The 22,587-nt window shown below is 65.1% G+C and carries 28 protein-coding genes and 6 tRNA genes; 9 read left to right on the top strand and 25 right to left on the bottom strand.

All coding sequences use genetic code 11. The features are described 5' to 3' along the window. The first annotated feature begins 36 nt into the window (after nucleotides 1-36). The gene (locus tag VL52_RS08080) at nucleotides 37-999 is read left to right on the top strand and encodes an SPM autocatalytic domain-containing protein (protein WP_046156556.1); all 963 of its coding nucleotides are present in this window, start codon (nucleotides 37-39) and stop codon (nucleotides 997-999) included. A 35-nt stretch (nucleotides 1,000-1,034) separates the two neighbouring features. On the opposite strand, the gene VL52_RS08075 is transcribed toward VL52_RS08080, so the two are convergent. Continuing rightward, entirely contained in the window at nucleotides 1,035-1,826 is a 792-nt protein-coding gene (locus VL52_RS08075; protein WP_046156555.1) for a transporter substrate-binding domain-containing protein, read from the bottom strand. Between the two features lie 260 nt (nucleotides 1,827-2,086). Between VL52_RS08075 and VL52_RS08070 the strand changes: the two genes are divergently transcribed. After that, nucleotides 2,087-2,440: a DUF2325 domain-containing protein gene (locus VL52_RS08070; protein WP_021477625.1), complete on the top strand. Its 354-nt coding sequence runs from the start codon at nucleotides 2,087-2,089 to the stop codon at nucleotides 2,438-2,440. A 48-nt stretch (nucleotides 2,441-2,488) separates the two neighbouring features. Here the strand turns inward: VL52_RS08070 and VL52_RS08065 are convergent, their stop codons facing one another. The 9 genes from VL52_RS08065 to hpnC all read right to left on the bottom strand — a co-directional run bounded on the left by VL52_RS08065 (nucleotide 2,489) and on the right by hpnC (nucleotide 9,950). Further along, the gene (locus VL52_RS08065; protein WP_046156554.1) at nucleotides 2,489-3,364 is read right to left on the bottom strand and encodes a hypothetical protein; all 876 of its coding nucleotides are present in this window, start codon (nucleotides 3,362-3,364) and stop codon (nucleotides 2,489-2,491) included. Between the two features lie 94 nt (nucleotides 3,365-3,458). Beyond that, entirely contained in the window at nucleotides 3,459-3,653 is a 195-nt protein-coding gene (locus VL52_RS08060) for a zf-HC2 domain-containing protein (RefSeq protein ID WP_046156553.1), read from the bottom strand. Further along, on the bottom strand, nucleotides 3,650-4,210 hold the full coding sequence (locus tag VL52_RS08055; RefSeq protein ID WP_046156552.1) for a sigma-70 family RNA polymerase sigma factor: 561 nt from the start codon (nucleotides 4,208-4,210) through the stop codon (nucleotides 3,650-3,652). Before VL52_RS08055 ends, VL52_RS08060 begins: the two co-directional genes overlap by 4 nt. A gap of 4 nt (nucleotides 4,211-4,214) precedes the next feature. Continuing rightward, the gene (gene radA, locus VL52_RS08050) at nucleotides 4,215-5,576 is read right to left on the bottom strand and encodes a DNA repair protein RadA (protein WP_021477629.1); all 1,362 of its coding nucleotides are present in this window, start codon (nucleotides 5,574-5,576) and stop codon (nucleotides 4,215-4,217) included. Between the two features lie 72 nt (nucleotides 5,577-5,648). Beyond that, nucleotides 5,649-6,182 (bottom strand): hypothetical protein, encoded by a 534-nt coding sequence (locus VL52_RS08045; RefSeq protein WP_046156551.1) that lies wholly within the window; start codon nucleotides 6,180-6,182, stop codon nucleotides 5,649-5,651. A 14-nt stretch (nucleotides 6,183-6,196) separates the two neighbouring features. Continuing rightward, nucleotides 6,197-6,958, bottom strand: coding sequence for an SDR family oxidoreductase (locus VL52_RS08040; protein WP_082113677.1), 762 nt, complete (start codon nucleotides 6,956-6,958; stop codon nucleotides 6,197-6,199). Further along, nucleotides 6,955-8,226, bottom strand: coding sequence for a hydroxysqualene dehydroxylase HpnE (gene hpnE / locus VL52_RS08035; protein ID WP_046156550.1), 1,272 nt, complete (start codon nucleotides 8,224-8,226; stop codon nucleotides 6,955-6,957). Before hpnE ends, VL52_RS08040 begins: the two co-directional genes overlap by 4 nt. After that, nucleotides 8,223-9,068: a presqualene diphosphate synthase HpnD gene (hpnD, locus tag VL52_RS08030; RefSeq protein WP_046156549.1), complete on the bottom strand. Its 846-nt coding sequence runs from the start codon at nucleotides 9,066-9,068 to the stop codon at nucleotides 8,223-8,225. The genes hpnE and hpnD overlap by 4 nt, the downstream gene beginning before the upstream one ends. A 69-nt stretch (nucleotides 9,069-9,137) precedes the next feature. Beyond that, on the bottom strand, nucleotides 9,138-9,950 hold the full coding sequence (gene hpnC, locus VL52_RS08025) for a squalene synthase HpnC (protein ID WP_046156548.1): 813 nt from the start codon (nucleotides 9,948-9,950) through the stop codon (nucleotides 9,138-9,140). Between the two features lie 204 nt (nucleotides 9,951-10,154). On the opposite strand from hpnC, the gene VL52_RS08020 reads away from it, so the two are divergent. Both VL52_RS08020 and VL52_RS08015 read left to right on the top strand, forming a co-directional pair. Beyond that, nucleotides 10,155-10,230 (top strand) — tRNA-Ala (locus VL52_RS08020). 141 nt (nucleotides 10,231-10,371) lie between these two features. Then, nucleotides 10,372-11,022, top strand: a complete 651-nt coding sequence (locus tag VL52_RS08015) for a CHASE domain-containing protein (RefSeq protein WP_046156547.1) — start codon at nucleotides 10,372-10,374, stop codon at nucleotides 11,020-11,022. Nucleotides 11,023-11,130: 108 nt separating this feature from the next. Here the strand turns inward: VL52_RS08015 and VL52_RS08010 are convergent, their stop codons facing one another. Genes VL52_RS08010 through VL52_RS08000 form a run of 3 tightly spaced genes read right to left on the bottom strand, consistent with a single transcriptional unit; the run spans nucleotide 11,131 to nucleotide 13,354 of the window. Further along, complete coding sequence (locus tag VL52_RS08010; protein ID WP_046156546.1) at nucleotides 11,131-11,898, bottom strand: amino acid ABC transporter ATP-binding protein; 768 nt, start codon at nucleotides 11,896-11,898, stop codon at nucleotides 11,131-11,133. Then, entirely contained in the window at nucleotides 11,895-12,575 is a 681-nt protein-coding gene (locus VL52_RS08005; RefSeq protein ID WP_046156545.1) for an amino acid ABC transporter permease, read from the bottom strand. Before VL52_RS08005 ends, VL52_RS08010 begins: the two co-directional genes overlap by 4 nt. 14 nt (nucleotides 12,576-12,589) lie before the next feature. After that, the gene (locus VL52_RS08000) at nucleotides 12,590-13,354 is read right to left on the bottom strand and encodes an amino acid ABC transporter substrate-binding protein (RefSeq protein WP_046156544.1); all 765 of its coding nucleotides are present in this window, start codon (nucleotides 13,352-13,354) and stop codon (nucleotides 12,590-12,592) included. Nucleotides 13,355-13,655: 301 nt separating this feature from the next. On the opposite strand from VL52_RS08000, the gene VL52_RS07995 reads away from it, so the two are divergent. The 5 genes from VL52_RS07995 to VL52_RS07975 all read left to right on the top strand — a co-directional run bounded on the left by VL52_RS07995 (nucleotide 13,656) and on the right by VL52_RS07975 (nucleotide 14,083). Continuing rightward, nucleotides 13,656-13,731, top strand: a tRNA-Ala gene (locus VL52_RS07995). An 8-nt stretch (nucleotides 13,732-13,739) separates the two neighbouring features. Further along, nucleotides 13,740-13,815 (top strand) — tRNA-Glu (locus VL52_RS07990). 10 nt (nucleotides 13,816-13,825) lie between these two features. Next, nucleotides 13,826-13,901, top strand: a tRNA-Ala gene (locus VL52_RS07985). A gap of 19 nt (nucleotides 13,902-13,920) precedes the next feature. Next, a tRNA-Glu gene (locus tag VL52_RS07980) sits at nucleotides 13,921-13,996 on the top strand. A gap of 11 nt (nucleotides 13,997-14,007) precedes the next feature. Next, a tRNA-Ala gene (locus tag VL52_RS07975) sits at nucleotides 14,008-14,083 on the top strand. A gap of 106 nt (nucleotides 14,084-14,189) precedes the next feature. On the opposite strand, the gene flgJ is transcribed toward VL52_RS07975, so the two are convergent. From flgJ to fliD, 12 genes are all read right to left on the bottom strand, one after another. After that, nucleotides 14,190-14,900 (bottom strand): flagellar assembly peptidoglycan hydrolase FlgJ, encoded by a 711-nt coding sequence (gene flgJ, locus VL52_RS07970; protein WP_046156543.1) that lies wholly within the window; start codon nucleotides 14,898-14,900, stop codon nucleotides 14,190-14,192. Next, nucleotides 14,881-15,306 (bottom strand): flagellar protein FlgN, encoded by a 426-nt coding sequence (locus VL52_RS07965; RefSeq protein WP_046156542.1) that lies wholly within the window; start codon nucleotides 15,304-15,306, stop codon nucleotides 14,881-14,883. The genes flgJ and VL52_RS07965 overlap by 20 nt, the downstream gene beginning before the upstream one ends. Continuing rightward, nucleotides 15,306-15,695 carry a flagellar biosynthesis anti-sigma factor FlgM gene (gene flgM / locus VL52_RS07960; protein WP_082113676.1) on the bottom strand — a complete coding sequence of 130 codons (390 nt, stop codon included), beginning with the start codon at nucleotides 15,693-15,695 and terminating at the stop codon, nucleotides 15,306-15,308. The genes VL52_RS07965 and flgM overlap by 1 nt, the downstream gene beginning before the upstream one ends. Beyond that, entirely contained in the window at nucleotides 15,688-16,293 is a 606-nt protein-coding gene (locus tag VL52_RS07955) for a Crp/Fnr family transcriptional regulator (RefSeq protein WP_235429239.1), read from the bottom strand. Before VL52_RS07955 ends, flgM begins: the two co-directional genes overlap by 8 nt. 305 nt (nucleotides 16,294-16,598) lie before the next feature. Then, a complete protein-coding gene (locus VL52_RS07950; RefSeq protein WP_046156539.1) occupies nucleotides 16,599-17,585 on the bottom strand; it encodes a flagellar motor protein MotB in 987 nt (328 codons plus the stop codon). 3 nt (nucleotides 17,586-17,588) lie between these two features. Continuing rightward, nucleotides 17,589-18,455: a flagellar motor stator protein MotA gene (gene motA / locus VL52_RS07945; RefSeq protein ID WP_021475129.1), complete on the bottom strand. Its 867-nt coding sequence runs from the start codon at nucleotides 18,453-18,455 to the stop codon at nucleotides 17,589-17,591. Between the two features lie 16 nt (nucleotides 18,456-18,471). After that, nucleotides 18,472-19,167, bottom strand: a complete 696-nt coding sequence (locus VL52_RS07940) for a FliA/WhiG family RNA polymerase sigma factor (protein WP_046156538.1) — start codon at nucleotides 19,165-19,167, stop codon at nucleotides 18,472-18,474. A 5-nt stretch (nucleotides 19,168-19,172) separates the two neighbouring features. Further along, nucleotides 19,173-19,610, bottom strand: coding sequence for a flagellar basal body-associated FliL family protein (locus VL52_RS07935; protein ID WP_046156537.1), 438 nt, complete (start codon nucleotides 19,608-19,610; stop codon nucleotides 19,173-19,175). A 21-nt stretch (nucleotides 19,611-19,631) separates the two neighbouring features. Further along, entirely contained in the window at nucleotides 19,632-20,639 is a 1,008-nt protein-coding gene (locus tag VL52_RS23210; RefSeq protein WP_235429238.1) for a flagellar hook-length control protein FliK, read from the bottom strand. After that, on the bottom strand, nucleotides 20,636-20,923 hold the full coding sequence (locus VL52_RS07925) for a hypothetical protein (protein WP_046156536.1): 288 nt from the start codon (nucleotides 20,921-20,923) through the stop codon (nucleotides 20,636-20,638). Before VL52_RS07925 ends, VL52_RS23210 begins: the two co-directional genes overlap by 4 nt. Beyond that, on the bottom strand, nucleotides 20,910-21,302 hold the full coding sequence (gene fliS, locus VL52_RS07920) for a flagellar export chaperone FliS (RefSeq protein WP_046156535.1): 393 nt from the start codon (nucleotides 21,300-21,302) through the stop codon (nucleotides 20,910-20,912). Before fliS ends, VL52_RS07925 begins: the two co-directional genes overlap by 14 nt. A 25-nt stretch (nucleotides 21,303-21,327) precedes the next feature. After that, the coding region (fliD, locus tag VL52_RS07915) for a flagellar filament capping protein FliD (RefSeq protein WP_046156534.1) at nucleotides 21,328-22,587 on the bottom strand (1,260 nt) is incomplete at its 5' end.

Genomic DNA, 22,587 nt, shown 5'->3' with positions numbered 1-22,587 from the left:
TCGATAGCGAGGGGGTACACCTTAAGGGACGCCGCCATGAAAATCGCCTCCGCCACCGTCAGCCTTGGCAGCAGCGTCAGCCAGAGCCAATCCCTCAGCGTCACCCAGACCCTCTCCGTGACTTCCCCGCAGCCGAGCTCCGCCGACAACGTGCAGCTGAGCAGCCAGGCGACGCAGGCCAGCCTGCTGGACCAGCTGAGCTCCGACAAGGACGCGGTCTACAGCCTGATCGAGGCGATACTGGAAAAGGCTTTCGGCGTCCATTTCAAGCTGCTGCGCCTGTTCCCGCTCCGGCCGGAGAATTCGCAGCTCTCCACCATCCCCGACCCCGCCGTCAGCGCGCAGCAGGACATCGACTACCAGCAACAGCAGCAGCTGAGCTTCACCGCCAACGGCCAGATCACCACCCAGGACGGCAGGCAGCTGCAATTCTCGCTGAACATGCAGATGCAGAGCAGCTACCAATACCACAGCAGCCAGAGCTACCAGTCCGGCGGCAAGAAAAGCTGCGATCCGCTGATGGTCAATCTGGGCGGCGCCGCCGGCAGCCTGGATGGCGCCAGCGTCAGCTTCGATCTGCAGAACAACGGCCAGATGGTGAATCTGCCCTTCTCCAGCCAAGGCGGCTGGCTGGCTCTGGACAAGAACGGCGACGGCAAGATCAATGACGGCAGCGAGCTGTTCGGGCCTCAGTCCGGCAATGGCTTCGCCGACCTGGCCAAGCTGGACAGCAACCACGACGGCGTGATCGACGAAAGCGATCCCGCCTTCGCCCAGCTCAAGATCTGGGCCGGCCGCGGCAGCGACGGCAAGGATCAGCTGAGTTCGCTGAAAGATGCCGGCATCGGCGCCATCCTGCTGCCCAGCGTGGACGCGCCGCTGACGATGCGCGCCAATTCAAGCGACGCCGACCCGCAGGCGCAGATGCGGCGCGCCGGCGTATTCGTCAAGGAGGATGGCCAGGCCGGCATGATCAGCCAGTTGGACATCTACGGCTGAACTCGGCCAGAAGACGGCGTCCCCAGGCCGGCCGCCTACTGCGGCCGGCTGACGATGTCGGCCTTGAACCACTTGCGCGACAGCGTCTGCAAGGTGCCATCGCGCTGCAGGTGGCCTATCGCCCGGTTCACCGCCGCCAGCAACTGCGGACTGCCTTTGCGCAGCACCACGCAGGCGTCTTCGCGCGCCAGCATGCGGCCGGCGGGCGCCAGCTCGCCCTGCGTTTTCTGCGCCAGGTTGAAAGCCGCCAGCCGGTTGATCACGATGGCGTCCACCTCGCCGCGGCGCAGGCCGTCGTATTTCGTCGGATCGTCCGGGTAACGATGGATGTGGGCCTGCGGCGCGTTGTCGCGCAGCCATTGCTCGTAATTGGTGCCCGCGCTGACGCCGACATGGGCGCCGGCCAGATCCCCGGCGCCATGGAAGCGCGGCAAATCCGGCTTGCGCACCACCAGCTGCAACCCGGAGTAAGTGTAGGGAATGGAAAATTCGAAGCGCTTCCTGCGTTCCGGCGTCGCCACCACCTGGTTGATCACCACATCCATCCGGCCAGCCGCCAGATTGTCCAGCATATGATCCCAAACCATGGTCTGAAAACGCGCCGCCACGCCCATCTGCGCGGCCAGCGCCCGGCCGAAGTCCACCTCGAAGCCCTGCAACTGGCCGCTCGCCAATTGGCTATAGGGCGGAAAGGTACCTTCCAGACCGATCTGCAACGCGCCGTCGCGCCGAATGCGCGCCCACTCTTCGCCGCCCGCTAGCGCCGGAATCTGCGGCAATAGCAACAGCGCGCAAAGCGCCCATCCTTTCCAACCGGCCAAAGTCATATCGCCTCCCGCTCCGCCGCCGCACTGGCACTAAGGGCAAAAACCATTCCTTACACCATAGGCGATGGCCGTCCGGCGGCCAGGCCAAATCCGTAAAAAATCCTTTCCACGCAATGCTTTGCGCCATGGCTTCCACTCCAGGCATGGCCAGACGGAATCGGATCATTCGGTAGCGGTGGAAAAAAGACCTTGAAAAACAGGATTGACTCTACGAATGATAATTATTATCATTTTCAAAACTCACACAGGAGAACGTCACGATGAACGCCATGCTGGTTGGAGCCGACACCCTGGGCAACATCCCCGACGTGCTGCAGAACTACGGCATCACCATTCACCGCCACCTGAGCGGCCGCAACAGCTCGCATCAACGCAAGGTGGACCGCCTGCCCGCCGGCACCGACCTGCTGATCCTGTTCACCGATTTTCTCGGCCACAACGTGATGCGCCATTTCCGCGAACTGGCGGCCGAACAACAGATCCGCTTCATCGCCTGTCGGCGTTCGGTCTGCGCCCTCAAGCAATCGCTGACCGGCGCCGGCATGTGCGAGCAGCCTTGCGCCGCTTGCCCGCAACGCGGCGGCGGCGACAAGCCGATCAAACGCAAGCGTTGAAGCGTCTGTTTCAGCAAGATTTTTCTCTAAGCTCTTACCTTTGTAGCTTCACGAGCCGGCCACAGCCGGCTCTCTTTTTGCCCGCCGCGCGCAGTCGTCGAACCACGGACGCAGATCTGAATCGAACGAGGCCGCCAACGCCTGCGCCTCGGCACAAGCCGCTTCCGCCTCAGCCTGGCGGCCCGATCCGCCCAGCGCCCGCGCCCTCTCCAGCAACAGGAAAGCGCGGTCCACCTCCTCCTCGCCATTGGCCGCGATCAAGGCCAGCCCCGCGTCGGCGGCCAGCAAGCCATCCGGCCAGCGCTCGAAACGGTTAGCCGTCAGCGCCAGCAGGTATTCCGCCCGCTCGTGGTTGACCCAGTTTCCCGCCCTGCCCCATAGCAGCCTGGCGATCCGCGCGCCGCTGAACAGCGTCTCCTCGCAGAACGGATCTCGAACATCAAGCTCGTTTCTGTCCAGGAAGGCCGACACGATATTGTTGACCAGCGCCGCCAGCGCGGCATCGGTCTCGCCAGCCTCGCCCAGCTCCAAAGCCGCTTGCAGGACAGCGAACTCGGTCAGCGATTCCCGCAACGGGGCGCCGCCCAACGCGCCGAGCAGCACCCCAAGCCGGATCGCGAGGCGGGCGCCGTCGGCGCTCGCGCCTCCCGCCAGGCATTGCCGCTCCAGGCGCCAGGCCGCCAAAGCGTCGCCGGCCAGCGTGGCGGCCACCACGCAATGGCGCAGCAGCGCCGGACCGGCATCGGCCAGCGGCATCGCCTTCAACAGGGCCCAGGCGCCCCGCCAGTCGCCCCTTTTTTCGCCCAGCAAGTGGTTGGCCAGCCAAGCCGCTCTCGAGAGCGAAGCGGCGGGGAGGCCCGGAGAGGCGAGCAAGGCGGGCAATTGCGCGATCGCCTCGTCCGGGCGGTCGTCATGGGTTCGCATCAATGCATCGAGAACAGCAATCGCAGACATGAAAAAAGCCTTTCCAAAAAAGAAAGGCCCAGTGTCTCCAGCGCGCGCAAAAATGTCAAAAGCATTAATCGCCGGGCGTGTCATCTCCCCTGCCCGCCCGGCGCGCGGCGTCCCGCAGCGCATCCAACTGCCGCGAAAACTGCCGGCAGTTGCCGCACAGCGCCAAATGCATTCTCAGCTTGAGCAACTCCCCCATGCCCAGCGGGCGGTCCATCCCAATGGATATCAGCCGGCTGGCCGCGCGGCAACTCAACTTCATCGCTCGTCCTCCCGGCTCCAGCGTATTGAAAAACATTCGCGCAGGCTCATCCGCGCGCGGTACAGCAGCACTGAACAGTTAGTCGCGGTGATCTCTAGATTGTTACAAATGTCGGCGATCTCCATCCCCATCACCTCGCGCATCGCGAACACCATCGCGGTGCGGCGCGGCATCACCTTGGAGCACTCCTCGAACACCTGCCAGAACTGCTTGGAAACCAACTGCGACTCCGGCCCGCTCCAGGCGCGCATCGGCTCGCGCCAATGCCCATCCTGGGTAAACAAGCCGTCGAAATCGCTATCGTCGCACTCATCCTCCAGCGATTCGAACAGCTTTTCCTTGCCCTTGCGGCGCAAGGCGTCGATCAGTTTGAAACGCAAAATGGAGGTGAGCCAGGTGCGCAGGGTCGACTTGCCCGAAAAATTATCCCGCGACTCCAGCGCCGCCAGCAGCGTCTCCTGCACCGCCTCCTCTGCGGCGTCGCGCTCGCGCAGCTGCGCCAGCGCGTAACGCAGCAGATAAGGACGTTCCTGCTCTATCGCTTGCGGATCCACCATGCCTCTACTCCCTGCAGTATTCCACCGCCTGGTCCAGGCGGTCCACGGCCAATACCTTCAGGCCTTCTATTTCCTGGCGCGGCTTGTTGGCGCTGGGCACGATGGCGCGGGTGAAGCCCAGCTTGGCGGCTTCCTTCAGCCGTTCCTGCCCGCGCGTCACCGGCCGCACCTCGCCGGCCAGGCCCACCTCGCCGAACACCACCAGCTTCTCCGGCAGCGCCTTGTTGCGCAAGGACGAAACCATGGCCAGGATGATGGCCAGGTCGGCCGCCGGCTCGTTGATCTTGACGCCGCCCACCGCGTTGAGAAACACATCCTGGTCGAAGCAGGCCACGCCGCCGTGGCGGTGCAGCACCGCCAGCAGCATCGCCAGCCGGTTCTGCTCCAGGCCTACGGTGAGGCGCTTGGGCTGGAAGCCGTGGCAATCGTCCACCAGCGCCTGGATCTCCACCAGCAGCGGACGCGTGCCTTCCTGCGTCACCAGCACGCAGGATCCGGCGACGTCATCCCGGTACGATGAGAGGAAGATGGCCGACGGGTTGGACACGCCCTTCAAGCCGCGATCGGTCATCGCGAACACGCCCAGCTCGTTGACCGCGCCGAAGCGGTTCTTGATGGCGCGTATCATCCGGTAGCTGGAATGGGAATCGCCCTCGAAATACAGCACGGTATCCACCATGTGCTCCAGCACGCGCGGGCCGGCCAGCGAGCCCTCTTTGGTGACGTGGCCGACCAGCAGCACGGTGATGCCGCTCTGCTTGGCCATCCGCGTCAGCTGCGCCGCGCATTCGCGCACCTGCGACACCGAGCCCGGCGCCGAAGTCACCTGCTCGGTGTACAGCGTCTGGATCGAGTCGATCACCACCACCTCGGGCTGTTCGCGCTTCAGCGTGGCCAGGATGTTTTCGATGCAGATCTCGGCCAGCAGGTCGACGCTGCTGGTATCCAGCGCCAGTCTTGAGGCGCGCAGCGCGATCTGCTGCGCCGATTCCTCGCCGGACACGTACAGCACCTTGCGGTTCTGGCCGATCTGCGACAGCGCCTGCAACAGCAGCGTGGACTTGCCGATGCCGGGGTCGCCGCCGATCAGCACCACCGCGCCGCGGACGATGCCGCCGCCCAGCACCCGGTCCAGTTCGTCGATGCCGGACGGATCGCGCGGGGTTTCCTCGGTTTGCACCTCGGACAGCTTCTGCACCTTGGTGACGTTGGCCGCCCACGACTGGAAGCGCGGACCGGCCGCGGCCGGCGCGGCCACCGCCTCTGTCAGCGTGTTCCAGGCATTGCAATGCGGGCACTGGCCCTGCCACTTGGGCGATTGTCCGCCGCACTCGGTGCAGCTGAATACGGTTTTGTTCTTGGCCATCAGGGAAGGATTCAGGGTGAATCAAAGGCGGAAGGATAGCAGGACGGCGCGAAACCGGCAGTCAAAAACGCTTCAGCCCGGGCTGCGGCCCGGGTCGGACTTGTTCAGTTGCTGGATGATGTTGAGCAGGCGCTTCTGATCCTCGGGCGGCGCCGACGATGAATGCTTGGCCGGCTGGCCGTTGCGTATCGCGCGCATCACCGCCGCCACCTGGGGATCGTTCTTGGCGGCGCGGTCGGCCTCTTCGCTGCTCATCAGATCGGGCAGACCGGTCTGCCCGGCCGAAGAGGTGGAGCCGCTGGCCGCGCGCTTGCCGGCCACCGCCGGCGTCGGGCCGGAAGCCGGCTGCGCCGCGGCTTCGGGCAACGGCTCCATCGTTTCCAGCTTGTTCTTGGCCATATACTCGTTCATCTCGCGCCAGCCGGCGTAGATGAAGGCCTTGTCCGCGCTCGGATTGCGCTGGTAGCACTCTTCCAGCGAGCGGCCGGTCTGGCGGCAGGCCGCGCCTATCGCCTTGTCCGAATCCTTGCTCAGCCCGGTCACGCTGTTCACATAGTTGCAGCCGCCCAGCAGCAGCGCGCAGGCCAACAACAGCAGTCTCTTCATGCCCTCTCCCCGTTTCAGCCGCGCGGCTTGCGCAGGTCCAGCTCCACCACTTCCCCGCTGCGGCCGCGGCTGTCGCCGCCCAGCCAGTACAGGAAATGCGGCATCAGATCGGCCAGATCGGCGCGCTCGCTCTTGTCCTCGCCCGGATGGGTGCGGTTGCGCTGCGGCGAATTGACCGGCCCCGGCAGCAACAGATTGACGCGTAGATTGGGCAGCATCTCCCACTCGTCGGCCGCCACCTTGGTCAGGTACGGCAAACCGGCGTTGGACGCGCCGAAACCACCCCAGTAGGCCGCCGGATGCAGCGCGTGATGTTCGCCGACGAACAGTACCGACGCGTCCGGCGCGTCCTTCAGCAGCGGCAGGCAGGCGCGGGTCAGCGCGAACGGCGCCACGGTGTTGATCCGGTACTGGTTCATCCATTCTTCTATGGTCTGGTTGCTCAGCGGCGACAATGCGTAGAAATGCGAGGCGCAATGCACGATGCCGTCCAGACGATCGAATTCGCGCTTGATGGTCAGCGCCAGCTGGTTGAATTCGTTCTCGCCCGCGTTCAGCAAGTCCAGCGGCACCGCCGCCGGCTCCGGCCCGCCGGCCGCCACGATTTCATCGTAGACCTTCTCCAGCCCCTTGACGCTGCGCGAGAGCAGCACCACGGTGGCGCCGTGGCGGGCGAAGGCCAGCGCGGCTTCGCGCCCCACGCCCTGGGAGGCGCCGGTGATCAGGATCACGCGCCCTGCCAGCGCGTCTTGGGCAAACTCGGTCTTCATCGTCATGGTTCTATTCCTAAGTCCTGCAATGCGGCTGCCGCCGCGGCCACGCCGCTGCGCGCCGCCCCCTCGAGCGTCGCCGGATAATCGGGATGCGCCCAATCCCCGGCCAGATAGATTCCTCTTTGCGCCGTCCGCGCCGTCGGCCGCTCCAGGCCGACTTCGCTGGCGAACGTCGCCCGCTTTTCCACGATCACGCGGCTGCGCGCCGGTTCGGGCAGATGCGGCGCCAGCCGGCGCGCGTCGGCCAGCGCCCTGGCGACCAGTTCCTCGGCGTCCGGCAGCGCCGTCGGCGCGCTGAGCACCGCCGCCACCAGGCCGGCCTCCCCTGCCAGCGCCTCGCGATCGAACAGCCAGTCCATGCCGCCGCCGCTGACGCCCATCATCGGCGCCGGCAGTCGCGGCGAAACGTCGAAACGCAGGTAGACGGTGGCGATCGGCCAGTAGCGGTAGGCCTCCAGCGCCACGCGCAATTTCGGATCATCCAGCAGTTCCGCCGCATGGTAGGGCGCGACGGCGCTTATCACCGCATCATACCTCTCATCGTCCACTTGCGGACCATCCTGAAGCGGGGCGATCCGCCGCGCCCGGCATCCGGCGCGCAGATCCGCGCCCTTCTCCGCCAGCCAGCGCCAGGCCGGATCGGGAAACAGCGCCGACAGCCCGGCGGCCGGCAGCAGCAGGTCGCTGTCCGCGCGCCGCGCGCCCAGACTGTCGCGCAGCGTCGCGGCCAGCACGCGCATCGACGCCCGCTCCGGCGGCGTGTTCAGCGCCGACAACACCATCGGCCGCCAGAAATCGTCGCGCAGCCTGCGGCTCTGGCCTTGCTCCGCCAGCCATTCGGCCACGCTGCAATCGCGCGCCAGCCGGTAGCCGCCGCGCCGCAAGCCGTCCAGCGCGCGCGCCAGCAGCCATTTGTCGCGCCAGCCCAGGCCGCGCGCCGCCAGCAATCCCGCGGCCAGATGCAGCGGCGCCGGCAGGCGCGGGCAGTCCAGGCTCAGGCCCCCTTCCCGCCGCCACTGCAGCGGCTGGCGCAGCAGCAAGCGGTCGGGATCGGCGCCGACTGTCCGCATCAGGCGCAGGCATTCTGCATAAGCGCCGAGCAGAATGTGCTGACCATTGTCAAACCTGTCTTCCGCGCGCCCGATGCAGCGCGCGCGGCCGCCGGGCTCCCGCCCGGCCTCGTAGACGGTGACATCGGCATGGCCGGCCAGCTCCACCGCCGCGGCGAGCCCGGCCCAGCCGGCGCCCACCACCGCCACCCTGGGTTTCACGGCTTGTAGCCGAAGGTCCAGGTTTTCCAGGCCAGCCACAGCTTGCGGCCGGTTCCCAGCGACAGGCGCTGGTTCAACACCTTGGCTGGGCCATCCTGCTGGATTTCCCGCAGCGTGGCGCGGTAGATGGCCGCCATCAGGAGGCCCGGACGCTGCGATTTGCGATCCGCCGCCGGCAGCAGTTCCCAGGCCTTGCGGTAATGCTCGTGCGCGCGTTCGATCTGGAATGCCATCAGCGACTTGAAGGCGTCGCTTTCCTCGAAATGCAGAATATCCATCGCCGGGCAGTTGAAGCGCTGCAGCTCCTCCATCGGCAGATAGATGCGGTCGCGCCGCGCGTCCTCGCCGACGTCGCGGATGATGTTGGTCAGCTGGAAGGCGACGCCCAGCTCATGCGCGTACTCCAGCGTGCGCTCGTCGGTGTAGCCGAAGATGCGCGCCGCAAGCTTGCCCACCACGCCTGCCACCCGGTGGCAATACAGCAGCAGGTCCTGGAAGCGCTGGTAGCGCACCATGCTCAGGTCCATCTCCATGCCGTCGACGATTTCTTCCAGCTCCGACTGCGGCAGGTGGAAAGCTTCTAGATGCGGCAGCAGCGCGCGCATCACGGGGTGATCCACCTCGCCGCGGTAGGCCCGCTGCACCTGGCCGCGCCACCAGGCCAGCTTGGCCTGGGCCACGCTCAGGTCGTGGCATTCGTCCACCGCGTCGTCCACCTCGCGGCAAAACGCGTACAGCGCGGTGATCGCCCGCCGCCGCGCTTCCGGCAAGAAGCGGAAGCTGTAGTAGAAACTGGAACCGCTGGCCGCGGCCTTGTCTTCGCAATACTGATCGGGCGTCACGCGCCTCTCCCCTACTGTCGCCGGCCCGTCTTGGGACCGGATGCATTCCATCCATGGCGCGGCGTCGGCTCATTTTGCCCGGCACGCCCGCCACATCATATATATCCAATCGCCAGCGCCCAGCTTGGGACGCTGCCCGAACACGTCGCCGCCGGACGCGTGCAGCTTGTGCAGAATGCGGTCGCCGCCCATCACGATCAGCCTCAACTCCAGCCCCAGCCTGCCGCGCAGCGTTCTGCCCAGCGGCGCGCCGGCCTGCAGCATCTTGCGAGTCCGCTCCACCTGGTACAGCATCAATGCCCGCCACTGGGCGTCGAAACGGCCGGCGGCGATCTGCGCCTCGTCCACGCCGAAGCGGGCCAGATCCTCCTGCGGCAGGTAAACCCTGCCCTTGCCCCAGTCCACCGCCGCATCCTGCCAGAAATTGATCAGTTGCAAGGCGGTGCAGATGCCGTCGGACTGCGCCAGGCTGCGCGCGTCGGACTCGCCGGACAGCGCCAGCATCAGCCGGCCGACCGGGTTGGCGGAGCGGCGGCAGTAGTCGACCAGCTCGGCGAAATTCTGGTAACGAGTCTTGGCCACGTCCTGGCGGAAGGCGGACAACAGATCGCGCAACGGCTGCAATGGCAAGTCGTGCGCGGCGATGGCCGCCGCCAGCGGCGCCATCAGTTCGATTCTCGTCGGCTCGCCCGCCGCGATACGGTCCAGGTCGGCCTCCAGGCGGTCCAGTTCTGCCAAGCGCTCGGCCGGGCTGGCTTCGCCCTCGTCGGCCACGTCGTCCGCATAGCGGGCGAAATGGTAGATGGCGTGGACCGCGCGCCGCATCTTGCGCGGCAGCAACAGCGAACCCACCGGGAAATTCTCGTAGTGGCCGACCGACATCGCGCCCTCCTGCGTATCCGGGCCGCCGATTATACCCGACGCCTCCTCGCAGCGTCCTGCCCGCTGACAATGCCATGCCCGCATGTCCTGAGCCATGCCGACAGCGCCATCGCGGCAATTTTCACTTTTTGCACGGCAAGGTATTTACAAGCCCAAAAGACACGCATAGAATGCTCAGCACTGTGAACGCAGCGATGGACCACCGGGGGTATAGCTCAGCTGGGAGAGCGCTTGCATGGCATGCAAGAGGTCAGCGGTTCGATCCCGCTTATCTCCACCAACCTTCTGCTTCACAACGAAATCAGCCCGCGCATGCGGGCTTTTTTCATTCCCCTCCGCTGCAAACCCCCTCGACGCAACTATCATAAAATGGTCCGGCCCCGCCTGCCGATATCATTCCATCGTTGCGACGACAGCCACCATGACGAGAAAGCCCTACACTTCCTCCGCCATCCGCTGGGCGGCAGTTACGCTGCTGCTGGGCCTGTCGCTGACGGCGCTCGCCTGCCTATACATCGATCGGCGCAATGCCGAAACGCTGCAACAGGCCGCTAATCGCCAGGCCCAAAGCGCGCTCGACGCAATCGTCGAACGCTTGCAGCGCTACGAATACGGCCTGCGCGGCGCCCGCGGCGCGTTCATCGCCGCCGGCCCCGCCGGACTCAACCGGGAAATCTTCCACCGCTATGCCCAAAGCCGCGAACCGGACCGGGAATTCCCCGGCGCTCGCGGTTTCGGCATCATCCGCCGCGTGGCCGACGCCGAACTGCCGCGCTTCCTGTCCGCCATGAAAACCGGCGGCAGCCCCGGCTTCAAGCTGCGCCAGTTCAGCCGCTACCACGGCGAACACGCCATCATCCAGTTCATCGAGCCGGCATCCGGCAATGGCGCGGCCATCGGCCTCGACATCAACTCAGACCCAGCCCGGCGGGCCGCGACCCAGGAGGCCGTGGACAGCGGCGGAGCCCGGCTGTCGGAACCCATCACGCTGCTGCAGGCGACGCCGCTGCGCGGCCAGGGCTTTCTGCTGCTGTTGCCGATCTACCGCGGCATCGCCGCTCCGACCGACTGAGAAGAGCACCGCCGCAAACGCTTATCGAGGCCGCCGATCGACAGCTGTACCAGGCCAAGCGCGCCGGCCGCGCGCGCGTCAGCGCAGGCTGAATCGTCGGCCGGCGGATCAGATCTGCACCAGATCCCTGGCGCCGGCCGTCAGCGTGGACACATACTCCGCCGTGCGCGCCTCGCGCGGCGCGCCGAATATCTGCGCGGCGGAGCCCGTCTCGACCACGCGGCCGTTTTCCAGAAACACCACGTCCCGGGCGACGCTGGAGGCCAGACGCAGATCATGCGTGGCCATCAGCATGGTGACGCCGTCGGCGGCCAGCTGGCGCAACACCGCCACCACTTCCGCGGCCAGTTCCGGGTCCAGCGCCGACGTCGGCTCGTCGCACAGCAAGAGCTGCGGCGATGGCGCCAGCGCGCGGGCGATCGCCACGCGCTGCTGCTGGCCGCCGGACAGCGTGGACGGCCAGGCGTCGGCCTTGTGCGCCATGCCCACCTTGTCCAGCAGCTCCCGCGCCCGCGCCTCCGCCTTGTCGCGCGGCCAGCGCTGAACGGTCAATAGTCCTTCCATCACGTTCTGCAGCACAGTCTGGTGCGGAAACAGCTGGAAGCTCTGGAACACCATGCCGGTGACGCGGCGCACGCGCAGGATGGCGTCGCGGGGCAACTTCCTGCCGGGCTCGAAACGCAAGGTCTCGCCGGCCAGCTGCAGTTCGCCGGCATCCGGCGTCTCCAGCAGATTGGCGCAGCGCAGCAGCGTGCTCTTGCCGCTGCCGGACGGACCGATCAGCGCGGTGACGCCGCCCTCGGCCAGCTCCAGGCCGACATCGTGCAGCACGATCTGCCCGCCGAAGGATTTGACGATACGGCTCAGCTTGATCATGACGCGGCCCCTACCGGCGCCACGTGCCGGTCAAAACGTTTTTCCAACCGTTCCTGCAGCCAGGTCAATACGGTGCTCAACAACAGATAGATCAGCGCGGTCTCCAGATACAGCAGCAGCGGCTCGTAAGTGGTGGCCGCGATGCGCTGCGCCGCCTGGAACATTTCCGGCACCGTCAGCACCGCCGCCAGCGAAGTGTCCTTCACCAGCGAGATGAAGGAGTTGGCCAGCGGCGGCACCGCCACCCTGCCCGCCTGCGGCAGGATGGTGCGGCGCATCGCCTGCGACCAGCTCATGCCCAGCGAATACGCCGCCTCCCATTGAGCCTTCGGCACCGACGAAATCGCGGCGCGTATCACTTCCGAGGTGTAGGCGCCTACGCTGAGAACGAAGCCGAGCAGCGCCGCCGGGAACGGATCGAACACGATGCCGACCCGCGGCAAGCCGTAAAAGATCACGAACAGCTGCACCAGCAGCGGCGTGCCGCGCACCAGCCAGGAATAGCCGCGCACCAGCAAAACCAGCGGGCGCGGCCCGAACAGCCGGATCAAGGCCACCGCCAGGCCCAGCGCCAGGCCGCCGGCGAAGGACAACAGCGTCAGCGGCACGGTGAATACCAGGCCTGCATACAAAAGGGACGGCAGCGAATCTGCCATCAACTGCAACCACGGGGGCATTGCCGCTCCTCAACTCAGCGCGACACGTCGGCGCCGAAATACTTGTGCGAAATCTTCTGATAGGTGCCGTCGGCCTTGATCGAGGCCAGCGCCTTGTCGATGGCGGCCTTCAACTCCGGGTTGCCCTTGCGCAGCAGCACGCCGGACGCGTCGCCGTTCGCCTCGGTGGCGGCCACCTTCAGGCGGGACTTGGGCTGCTTCTTCTTGAAGTCGAGGAAGGACAGGCTGTCGTTGATGGTGGTTTCCACCCGGCCGGACTCCAGCAGCGCGACCGATTCGTTGAAGCCCTGGGTCGGCACGATCTCGGCGCCGTAGCGTTGCGCCAGCTTGCCGAAGTTGCTGGTCAGGGTGTTGGCCGACTTGCGGCCCTTCAAATCTTCGAAACGCTTGATGTCGCGGTTGTCGTCGCGGACGATCAGCACCGCCTTGGACACGATATAGGGCGCGGAGAAATCGTACTTGACCTTGCGCGCGTCGGTGATCGCCACTTCGTTGATCACCACATCGTAACGCTTGACGTCCAGACCGGCGATCAGGCCGTCCCACTTGCCTTCGACGAATTGCGGCTTGACGCCCAGCTTGGCGGCGATCGCCTGGGCGATCTCCACGTCAAAGCCGGTCAGGCCGCCCGCGGCGTCATGATAGGTGAAGGGCGCGTAAGTGCCTTCGGTGCCGATCTTCAGCACGCCGGTCTTGCGGATGTCGGCCAGATCGTCGGCATGGGCCGCGGAGCCTGCCGCGGCGAGGATCAGAGCGAAAGCTGCGTTCAGTTTCTTCATTGTCCATTCTCCAGAATATCGTTCCTCCAGCCTGGATTCGGCCGGGCATGGCGACACCATAGCAGTCGAAAATTAGAACGCTAAGTAATATTATTTTACTTTGTTATTCTTAAAATACATATCAATGCGCCATCAGCCTCGCCTTAGCGTACCCAGTAACAGCCATGTTAATCAAAATAGATAAATTATGCGTTTTTTGAAATATTTTCACAAAGCGCTTGCATGGGGAATTTGCTGCATGTATAGTTCGCCTCCTGTCGAGACCGAACGGTCCCGCGAATAGCGAAATCGGCGGATATGTGGGGGTATAGCTCAGTTGGGAGAGCGCTTGCATGGCATGCAAGAGGTCAGCGGTTCGATCCCGCTTACCTCCACCAAAAATTTAGTCCCTATCGTCTAGAGGCCTAGGACACTGCCCTTTCACGGCGGCGACCGGGGTTCGAATCCCCGTGGGGACGCCAAGCATCATCTGGGGGTATAGCTCAGCTGGGAGAGCGCTTGCATGGCATGCAAGAGGTCAGCGGTTCGATCCCGCTTATCTCCACCAAACTACAATTAGGCATTACGTCCCTATCGTCTAGAGGCCTAGGACACTGCCCTTTCACGGCGGCGACCGGGGTTCGAATCCCCGTGGGGACGCCAAAGCATCATCTGGGGGTATAGCTCAGCTGGGAGAGCGCTTGCATGGCATGCAAGAGGTCAGCGGTTCGATCCCGCTTATCTCCACCAATCAAAAAGCCGAAATCTTACGATTTCGGCTTTTTCCTTTTTATTTTCCAAAAATCTGCATAAATGAAAATTGGCGCCCTTGGCGCCAATCTCTTTTCCCTAGGACTCAACGGATGCTCTTGCGGAACTGCCCCGCCAGACCCGCCAGCTTGCCGGCATAATCAGGATCGGTCGCATAGCCGCCGCGCGCCAAAGCCTCGGCGAAAGCCTTCGCGTCGCCGCCGACGCCCAGCGCCGCGCGATAGCGCGGATTCGACGCCAAGAGATCGGCGTAATCGTTGAACGCCGCGCGATAATCGGGATAGGCGCGGAACGGCTCCACCCTGCTCTGCTTCTGGCCGTGAATGAACTCCGTGGTCAGCGCCGTCGCCACCTCCCCGCCCCAACGCGCGTCGGCCTTGATGCCGAACAGGTTATGGCTGTTGCCGCCGTCGCTGCGCGTCAGCGGCTTGCGCCCCCAGCCCGACTCCAGCGCCGCGTGAGCGAGCACCAGATCCGGCGTCACGCCCAGACGCGCCGCAGCTGCCTGCGCGTGCGGCAGCATTTCCTCGACGAAACCCTGCCGATCCCGCGGCACCGCGGAAAAATCGGCCGCGCCGGCGCGCAGTTGCTGCTGAACGCGCCACGCTTCCGGCGACAACTGCTGAGCCGAGCCCGACTCGCCGCCGGCGATGAAACGCTCCACTTCGGCGCGAACGCCGGCGAACTGCTCGGAAAAACCCGCGCCCTCCGACGGCAGGCTCAACGACAGAGCCACCGCGTCCGACGAAACGGCCCCGCCGGCGGACTGCCAGGACTCACTGCGCTGCGTAAACATCGCTCTCGCCCTCCAGCACGCGCTGCAACAGCTGCCTGCGCTCCTGCAGCAGCTGGCCATTGCGCAGATTGCGTTCGCGGCAATCCGCGATCAGCGCGCGCAAACGCCGCCAATGCGCGTCGCCCTGCTCTCGCATGGCCTGCGGCAAAACCTTCAGCACTTCAGCCATCGATCGCTCCGTCCCCGGCGGCAGCAACGACGCAACCAATTCCAGACGCTCGCGGCGGCTGCGTTCCAGCTTGTCGCACAATGCGGCGATTTCGCCGGCGCACCGATCCAGCTCAGCCGCGTCATGCGCCAGCGCGGCGCGGAACTGCCGCTCCAGCAAGGCATTCAGACGCGGATAGTCGGCGAGGTCCTCGCCCACGGTGGCGAATAATCGACGATAGCGCTGTTTTCTATCCATCAGCGGCCGCCGTGGTACTGCTCGATCAAGCCTGCCAGGCGCCGGGCATCGAAACGAACTTCGCCCCTGGCCAGCGCGGCGCGCACCGCCTCCACCTTGGACTGGTCGATCTCGGGCATCGCTTGCAGGGAGGCCGCCAGCGGCGCCTCGGCGCTTGCAACCGACGAAATCGCGCGAGGAGCCGCGTCGGCCGCCGACGCGGTTTCGAACTTGCCCGCCGCGGCTTTTTCGCCGCGCCAGGTGGAAAGAGAGGAGATCTGCATCTGTCTGCCTAGCAACTGTATGGATGTGATACCAATACAGGGCGACCCGCGGCCGCCAAACTTAAACCTTGAAAACCAAAAACCGCGCGACTCGGTGTCGCGCGGCCTCTCCGCCGGATTAGAAATTCTCCGGCAACATCTTCAGCACCACGATGCGCCTGTTCTCCAGGCGAATGTAATGGCCGTAGACCAATTCTTTAAGGATACGCGCCACCATCTCGCGGGAGGAGCCGATCTGGTCGGCGATTTCCTGCTGGGTCAGTTGCTTGCGCAATATCAGCACGCCGTCCTGTTCGATCAACATCTGATTGATCAGGATGCGCACCCGACCGTAAACATCCAGCAAGGCTAGGTTGCGCGCCAACGTGGTCATGTGGCGCACCAGAGAAACCAGGTAGCGCATGATGCTGCAGCGAACCCTGTCGCAACCGGGCAAGCCATCCTCGCTGTCGAACACCTGCCTGAGCGTTTCCCGCGTAAACCGCAGCAACACGCTGTCCTCGTCCGCCACCACATTATTGCCGCGCTCGCCGCAGTCGACAAACGACTCCATGCCCAGCAACTGGCCCGGCATGACCATCTGCAGCACATACTTCTTGCCGCTGGGCTCAGACACATAAACCTGCATGCATCCATCCAACAGCAGCCCTACGGAATCGGATTCATCTCCCTCCTCGTAAAGGGACTCGCCCTTCGCCAGACGCACCGCTTCGGAACATTCCACGACATGATCCAACGCCCCGTCTTCCAAATGGCCAAACAGCGGCGTCTGCCGCAACATCTGCCTAACTTGCTCTTGATTCATCTCGGTAACACGTCCCCGACTACCAGCACCCGGACCTCGAAGGCACGGACATGCCTTAGTCATTATTTATTGTTTGCGATATGAGAAGTGGCTCATATGCCTGACATTGTTATCAACACTGTGTTAATTGTAAATAATTTGATTAAAATTTATGTGAAAAACACACAATAAAAAAGCCTTGCAAAGGCAAGGCTTTTATGAGAACAAAGCATACTATCAGCAACTTATCGTATGTTTATGGTATTTTCCCGCAGGGTTTTCAAGTCCTCTGCATTTGGTAGCGCTAACGCAACACCCGGCGCATTTACCGCCTCCGTCGCCGCCGCGCCGAACATCGACACCACCGCCTGAGCCTGCCCCGAGGTCAACACCAAGAGCTCGATCCGGCGATTCAACGCCGCCAGCGGATGCTGCTTGTCCAGCGGCGCCCGCTCCGCCATGCCCACCACCTGCAGCACCGAATCGCCAGCCAGGCCGCCCTGCATCATGTGCAGGCGCGCGGCCATCGCGCGGTTGCTGGACAGCGACCAGTTGGACATCGCGCCGAAGGCGCCGGCCCGGTGGTATTGCGCGGCATCGGTGTGGCCGACCACCAGCAGGCGGTTGTCGATCTCGCCCAGCATGGCGCCGATCTGCTGCAACAAGCCGCGGAAGCGGGGGTCGACGATGGCGCTGCCGCGCTCGAACATGCCTTGCTGATCCGTGTCGTGCAGCGTCACGCGCAGGCCGTAGGGCGTGATCACCGTCTGAAGATTGCTGGACAGGCCGGCCTTCTGGCTCATTTCGGACAGCTGGGCGGCCAGCTTGCGCAGATCGGCCTCGCTGTCGTAGCTGCGGCGCGGCAGCTCAGGCTGCTCGCTGGCGCGCTTGTCGCTGTCCCTCACCGCCGACTTGCTGGCCACCTGGCTGCCGGTCTGGCCCGGGATGGGATCGCGCGGAATCAGCGTGCCGGGCGGGTTGCCCATGTGGTCTATCTGCCGGCCGTTGCCCTGCAGCAGCGGACTGCCGCCGGAAGTGGTCAGCAATTGCTGCAGGTTTTCCTGATCGCGCGCGGCCAGCACCCACAGCACCAGAAACAGGCACATCAGCGCCAGCACGAAGTCGGCAAACGCCACTTTCCAGGCGCCGCCGTGCCCCTCTTCCGCATTGCGGCGGGACACTTTCTTGATCACCGCGCCTTCGTGATCGCCCTTGTTCTTCTGGCCGGCCATCTCTTAACCCAGCCCTTCCATCGCGTTGATCCACGACTCCAGCTGCGAGAAGCTGGGCTTGGTGTTCAGCTGCACCAGGCGGCGGCCGGCGTCGATCGCCAGCAGCGGCGGCTTGCCGGATACGTGAGTGGTCAGCACCACTTTCACCGATTCGAAATTGGACAATTCTTCCTTGACCAGCTGGTGCATCACGTTGGACAGCGGGTCCAGCACGCCGTAGCAGAAGAAAATGCCGATGAAGGTGCCGACCATGGCGGCGGCCACGCTGGCGGCGATCTCGCCGGCGCTGGCGCCCTGAGCGACGGTGTTCATCGCCATCACGATGCCCAGCACCGCCGCCAGGATGCCGAAGCCCGGCATCGCTTCGGCGATCTTGTGCAGCGATTTGGACGGCTGGATCAGTTGTTCATGGATGGCGTCCAGCTCCTGGTCCAGCACGCCCTCCAGCTCGTGGGCGTTGATCTTGCCCATCGCCATCAGCCGGAAGTTGTCGACGATGAAGGCCAGCAGCTTGCGGTTTTCCAGCACCATGGGGTAGCGGTTGAACAGCGGGCTCTGGCGCGGCGCTTCCACGTGCTGGTCCAGCGCCTTCAGGCCGCGGCTGGCGGTGATCAGCAATTCGTACATCAGCAACAGCTGCTGGCGCTGGAATTCCGCGCCCTGCTTCTTGCGCACCACCACGCGCTTGATCTGGCCGCCCATCTCCTTCAGCACGTGCGGCGGGTTGCCCAGCACCACCGCGCCCAGCGCCGCGCCGCAGATGATCAACAGCTCGGTCGGCTGCCAGATGATGGACAGCACGCCGCCGTGCAGCATGAAGCCGCCGAATACGCAAACCAGCACGATCAGAATGCCAAACAATTGCTGCATGGGGTGTTTCCTTGCTTCAGGCCGCCATCAGGCAGGCCTGCATCTTTTTCAGGGCGCTCTTGTTGATCTGGCAGATGCGGGCCTCGGTCAGCTCCAGCACCGCCGCGATCTCCTTGAGACTCAGTTCGAACTCGTAATACAGCTGGATCACCTGCTGCTCGCGCTCGTTGAGCGCGGTCAGCGCGCGCGCCAGCTCGCTTTGCCGCTCCAGCCTGGCTTCCGGCGAGCCTTCCGCCGCCAGCTCCATTCCGCCGGCCACCAGTTCGTCGAAGCTCGCCATCGCCTCGGCGTTTTCGGCCAGCAGCGCGTCGCGGTAGGCGTCGGCGTCCAGCCCCAGCAAGGTCATCGCCTCCGCTTCGGTCGGCTCGCGCCGAAGCTTGCGCCTCAATTCGCGCAGCCCGTCGCGAACCCGGTGCGCTTCCTGCCGCACCCCGCGCGGACGCCAGTCCAGCCGCCGCAATTCATCCAGGATGGCGCCGCGGATGCGCAGCATGGCGAAGCCGGCGAAGCGTTCGTCCGGCTCGCCGCCATAGCGGCGCAGGCAGTCCAGCAGCGCCATCAGGCCGATCTGCTCCATGTCCTCGCGGTCGAACACGCCGCCGGCCTGGCTGGAGAGCTGGCGCGCGGCGCGCTTGACCAGCGGCGCGTAGGTCGCCAGGTGCCTGGCCTCGTCGACGGCTTGGGACGGCTGCTCGTAGCTCTCGGCGTACATCGCGCTTACTCGATGATCAGCTTGCTGACCATCACCTCGGTGAACGGCTGTCCGCGCGCCTCCCGCGCGAAGGTGGCGCGGTAGGAGCGGTCCAGCAGCTTCTGGAAGTCGTCGATGTTAAAGGCGTTGGCGCGCTCGCGCGTCAGTTGCGACAGCGCGCGCACCGCCACGCTCTTGAGCAGCGGCAGCTGCTCCTTCACCTTGCCCTCGTTTTCCGCGGTGCTGCGGAACACCAAGTCGACCGCCATGTAGCGGGCGTCGCCGCCCGACTCGCTCTTCAGCATCACGATGATCTTGTCCAAGGTGACGAAGCGGTAATCCACCGGTTGCGGCTTGGCGGGTTCGGCATGCGCCGCCTGCTGGTAATACCACCAGCCGCCGCCGCCGATGCCGGCCACGCCGGCGGCCACCAAGGCGGCCACGATCAGGGTCCTGCTATTCATCTATCGATATCCTTCGCTGTCTCAGCCCTGATCCAATTGAAACGAGCCTGCCGTCTGCCAGCCCTGTTCGCTCAGCGCCCGGCCCGGCTGCTGCTGGGCCTGCTGCTCCCGGCCCTGGCGGCCGCCCTGCCCCTGCCCGGACGGCATGCCTTCGCGCACCTCCACCGCCACCTGCGTGTACTGGCGGCTGCCCAGATCCTGGCGCAGCGCGTCGCCTATGCCTTGCAGCTGGCGCACCACTTCGCCGTGCGAGGCGGTCAGCTCTACGACCAGCGCGCCGGCCTGGTGGCGCAGCGAGATTTCCAGCGTGCCCAGCGACGGCGGATCCAGCCGCAGCGTCGCGCGGTCCATGTTCTGACTGGACAACACCTGCAAGCGCTCGCCCAGCGCCGCCTGCAGCTTGCCGCTCCAACTCTCCGGCTGCGCCGGCGGCAAGGCCAGGCTGAAGCTTTCCGCTGCTTTGGCGGCATCGGCCGGGTGAGCCGGCGGCAAGGCCGCTACGATATTGTCCATACGCGGCGCGGCTTCCCGCGGCATGGCCAGATCCGCCGCTTGAATCTGCGGCGCCTTGTCGGCCGGCTTTGGAGACGCCGGCGCGGCATCCAGAACGGGCGCGGCAACCTTGCCGGCGTCCGCTGGCGCTTCGGCATCCGCTGTAGGCGCCACCTGGCGCGGCATCAACGCCTGCCAGATTTGCGGCTGCAACGCCGGACTCAGCGCGGCCAGATCCACCGGCTTGCGCGTCTTCTCATCCTCGCCGTCGCCAACCGCGGCATTCTGATCGACAGCCGCCGGCATGGCCGGCAGGCCTTGGCGAACAGCATCCGCCAAGGAAACCGGCTCTTGCGCCGATTCCTCCATGGCCGGCGACTGCCGCGCGCCGGCGTCAGACATCGCGTCGGCGAAGCCTGCCGCCGGATCGGCGTCCATCCACGACAGGTCGTCCATCGCCTGACTGACTACTCCGTCACCGCTCCCCGCCTGGACGGGGGAAACGGGCGCGGATTGCGGCGGCGCCACTCTGCTCATGCTTGTTCCCATTCACTGAATTGCGCGTAGGCCAGACGGCCTTCGCGCTGTTGTCCCGCCTCTGCCATCTTCGCGCTCAACGCGTCCAGCTCGGCGCCGCTCGCGGCCAGCGCGGCGCGGTAGGCGGCCGACAAGGCCGCCCTGTCATCCGCGTCCAGGCTCAGCCCGGACTCGGCCAACAGCCGGCGCAGACGCGCGTCCATGGCCGTCAGCGCGTCCCAGTCCCGCCGCTCCGCCGCGTCGGCGATGGCCAGGCACCAGCGCTCGACCTCAGGCCGCGGCATGCTGGTCCCGCACGCCTGTCCAGCCGCCCTTGAGCGTGACCAGCAGCTTCTCCGCCTCGTCCAGCGCCACGGCGTCGAGCTCGACGCTGGCCTGGTAAAGGCGATGGGCACAGTAGTCGTACAGCCGCGCCAGATTGGTCACCACCTCGCCGCCGGTTTCGAAATCCAGCGCGCTGGACAAGCCGTTGAGGATGTTGATGCACTTGCTGATGCTCTCGCCCTTCTGCTCGAAGCGCTGCTGCTGCAAATGGCCGCGGGCGCGGGCGATCTCTTCCAGGAGACCGTCGAACAGCACCAGCACCAGTTCCACCTGGCTGGCGGCGCCGGTCTGGGCTTCCAGATTGACCGCGTGGTAGCTGCGATAGGCGTCGTAATCCACGATCTCGATCCTGCTTTCTTTAAATTCAGAAGAAGTTGGAGTTGTTGAACATGCCCATGGTCTGGGTCATCTGATCCTGCATGCTCTGCAACTTGGTGAACTGCGCCAGGTAGCGGTTGTAGGTCTGCTCGAAGGTCTTTTGCAGCGCGTCTTGCCGCCGGGTCAGATCCTTCTGGCCGCGGTCTTCGCTGTCGCGGCGCTGCTTGAGCAGGCCGTTGCTGCCGTTCAGCCACTTGTCCAGATAGTCGGCGCTCTGCTTCAGCGCGCCGTTCTGGCCGGCGCCGTTGAAGAAGCGGTCCAGCGCGTCCGGGCTGGCCTTCAGCGTGTCGCCCAGCTTCTTGCTGTCCAGCGCCAGGGTGCCGTCGCGGCTGGCCTTGATGCCCATCTGGCCCAGCGTGACGCCGTCGAAGGACTGCCGCAGGATGGCGTTGAGCTGGCTTTTCAATACGCGGATGCTGGAGTCGTCGGCGAAGGCCGCGCCCGGTTTGCCGTTGCTGCCTGGCTGGGACAGATCGGAAATCGCCTTGTAGATCTTGTTGTACGAATCGACGAAGGACTGGACGTTGGCCGTGGTGTCGCTGTCGCCGCGGCTGATGGAAATCTGCAACGGCGGATCGGTGTCCTTGCTCACCTTGTTGACGGTGAAGCTGACGCCCTCGATGTTGTCGAAGGTGTTGGAGCCTTGCTGCAGCTTGACGCCGCCGGCCTTGCCGCCCAGCCAGACGACGGCGTCTTGCGCCTTGCTCAGCTCCTTGGGCGCGGACAGGCCGTTTTTCAGGGCGCTGTCGCTCACTCCGGCCAAATCCAGGGAGATGGTGTTCTTTTCGCCGCTCTTGCCGGCGGACAGCACCAATTGGCTGGCACCGTTGTTGTTCAGCACCATGGCGTTGACCTTGCCGGCGTTGCCGCTGGCGCGGTTGATCGCCAGCGCCAGTTCGCTGGGCGACAGCTTGCCGTCCTTGTCGCGGTCGGCGCCGTCCAGCGCCACTTCGAAGCTTTCGCCGCCCGCCAGCTTGACGGTGAACTTGTCGCCGGCCTGGGCGGTGGCGCCGGCCAGATCGCCCATCAGCAATTGCTGGGAGCTGGCCAATTGCTCGACGAACACGCTGTAGTTGCCGGCCTGGGCATTGCCCTTGGCGGTGACGGTTGCCATGCCGTCCGGCGTGGCGGAGGCGTTCATCGCCACCAGACTCTTCTTGCCGGTCAGCGTGGTCAGGCTGGTCTTGTAATCCTGAAGGGCCTTCTGCAACTGGCCCAGCGCGTCGGTGCGCGCCTTGGCGTCCTT

Source organism: Chromobacterium vaccinii, assembly GCF_000971335.1.
In the GTDB taxonomy this organism is placed as follows: Bacteria; Pseudomonadota; Gammaproteobacteria; order Burkholderiales; family Chromobacteriaceae; genus Chromobacterium; species Chromobacterium vaccinii.
The sequence above is the reverse complement of the archived record's forward strand: the minus strand, read 5'-3'. Positions and strand labels throughout refer to the sequence as shown.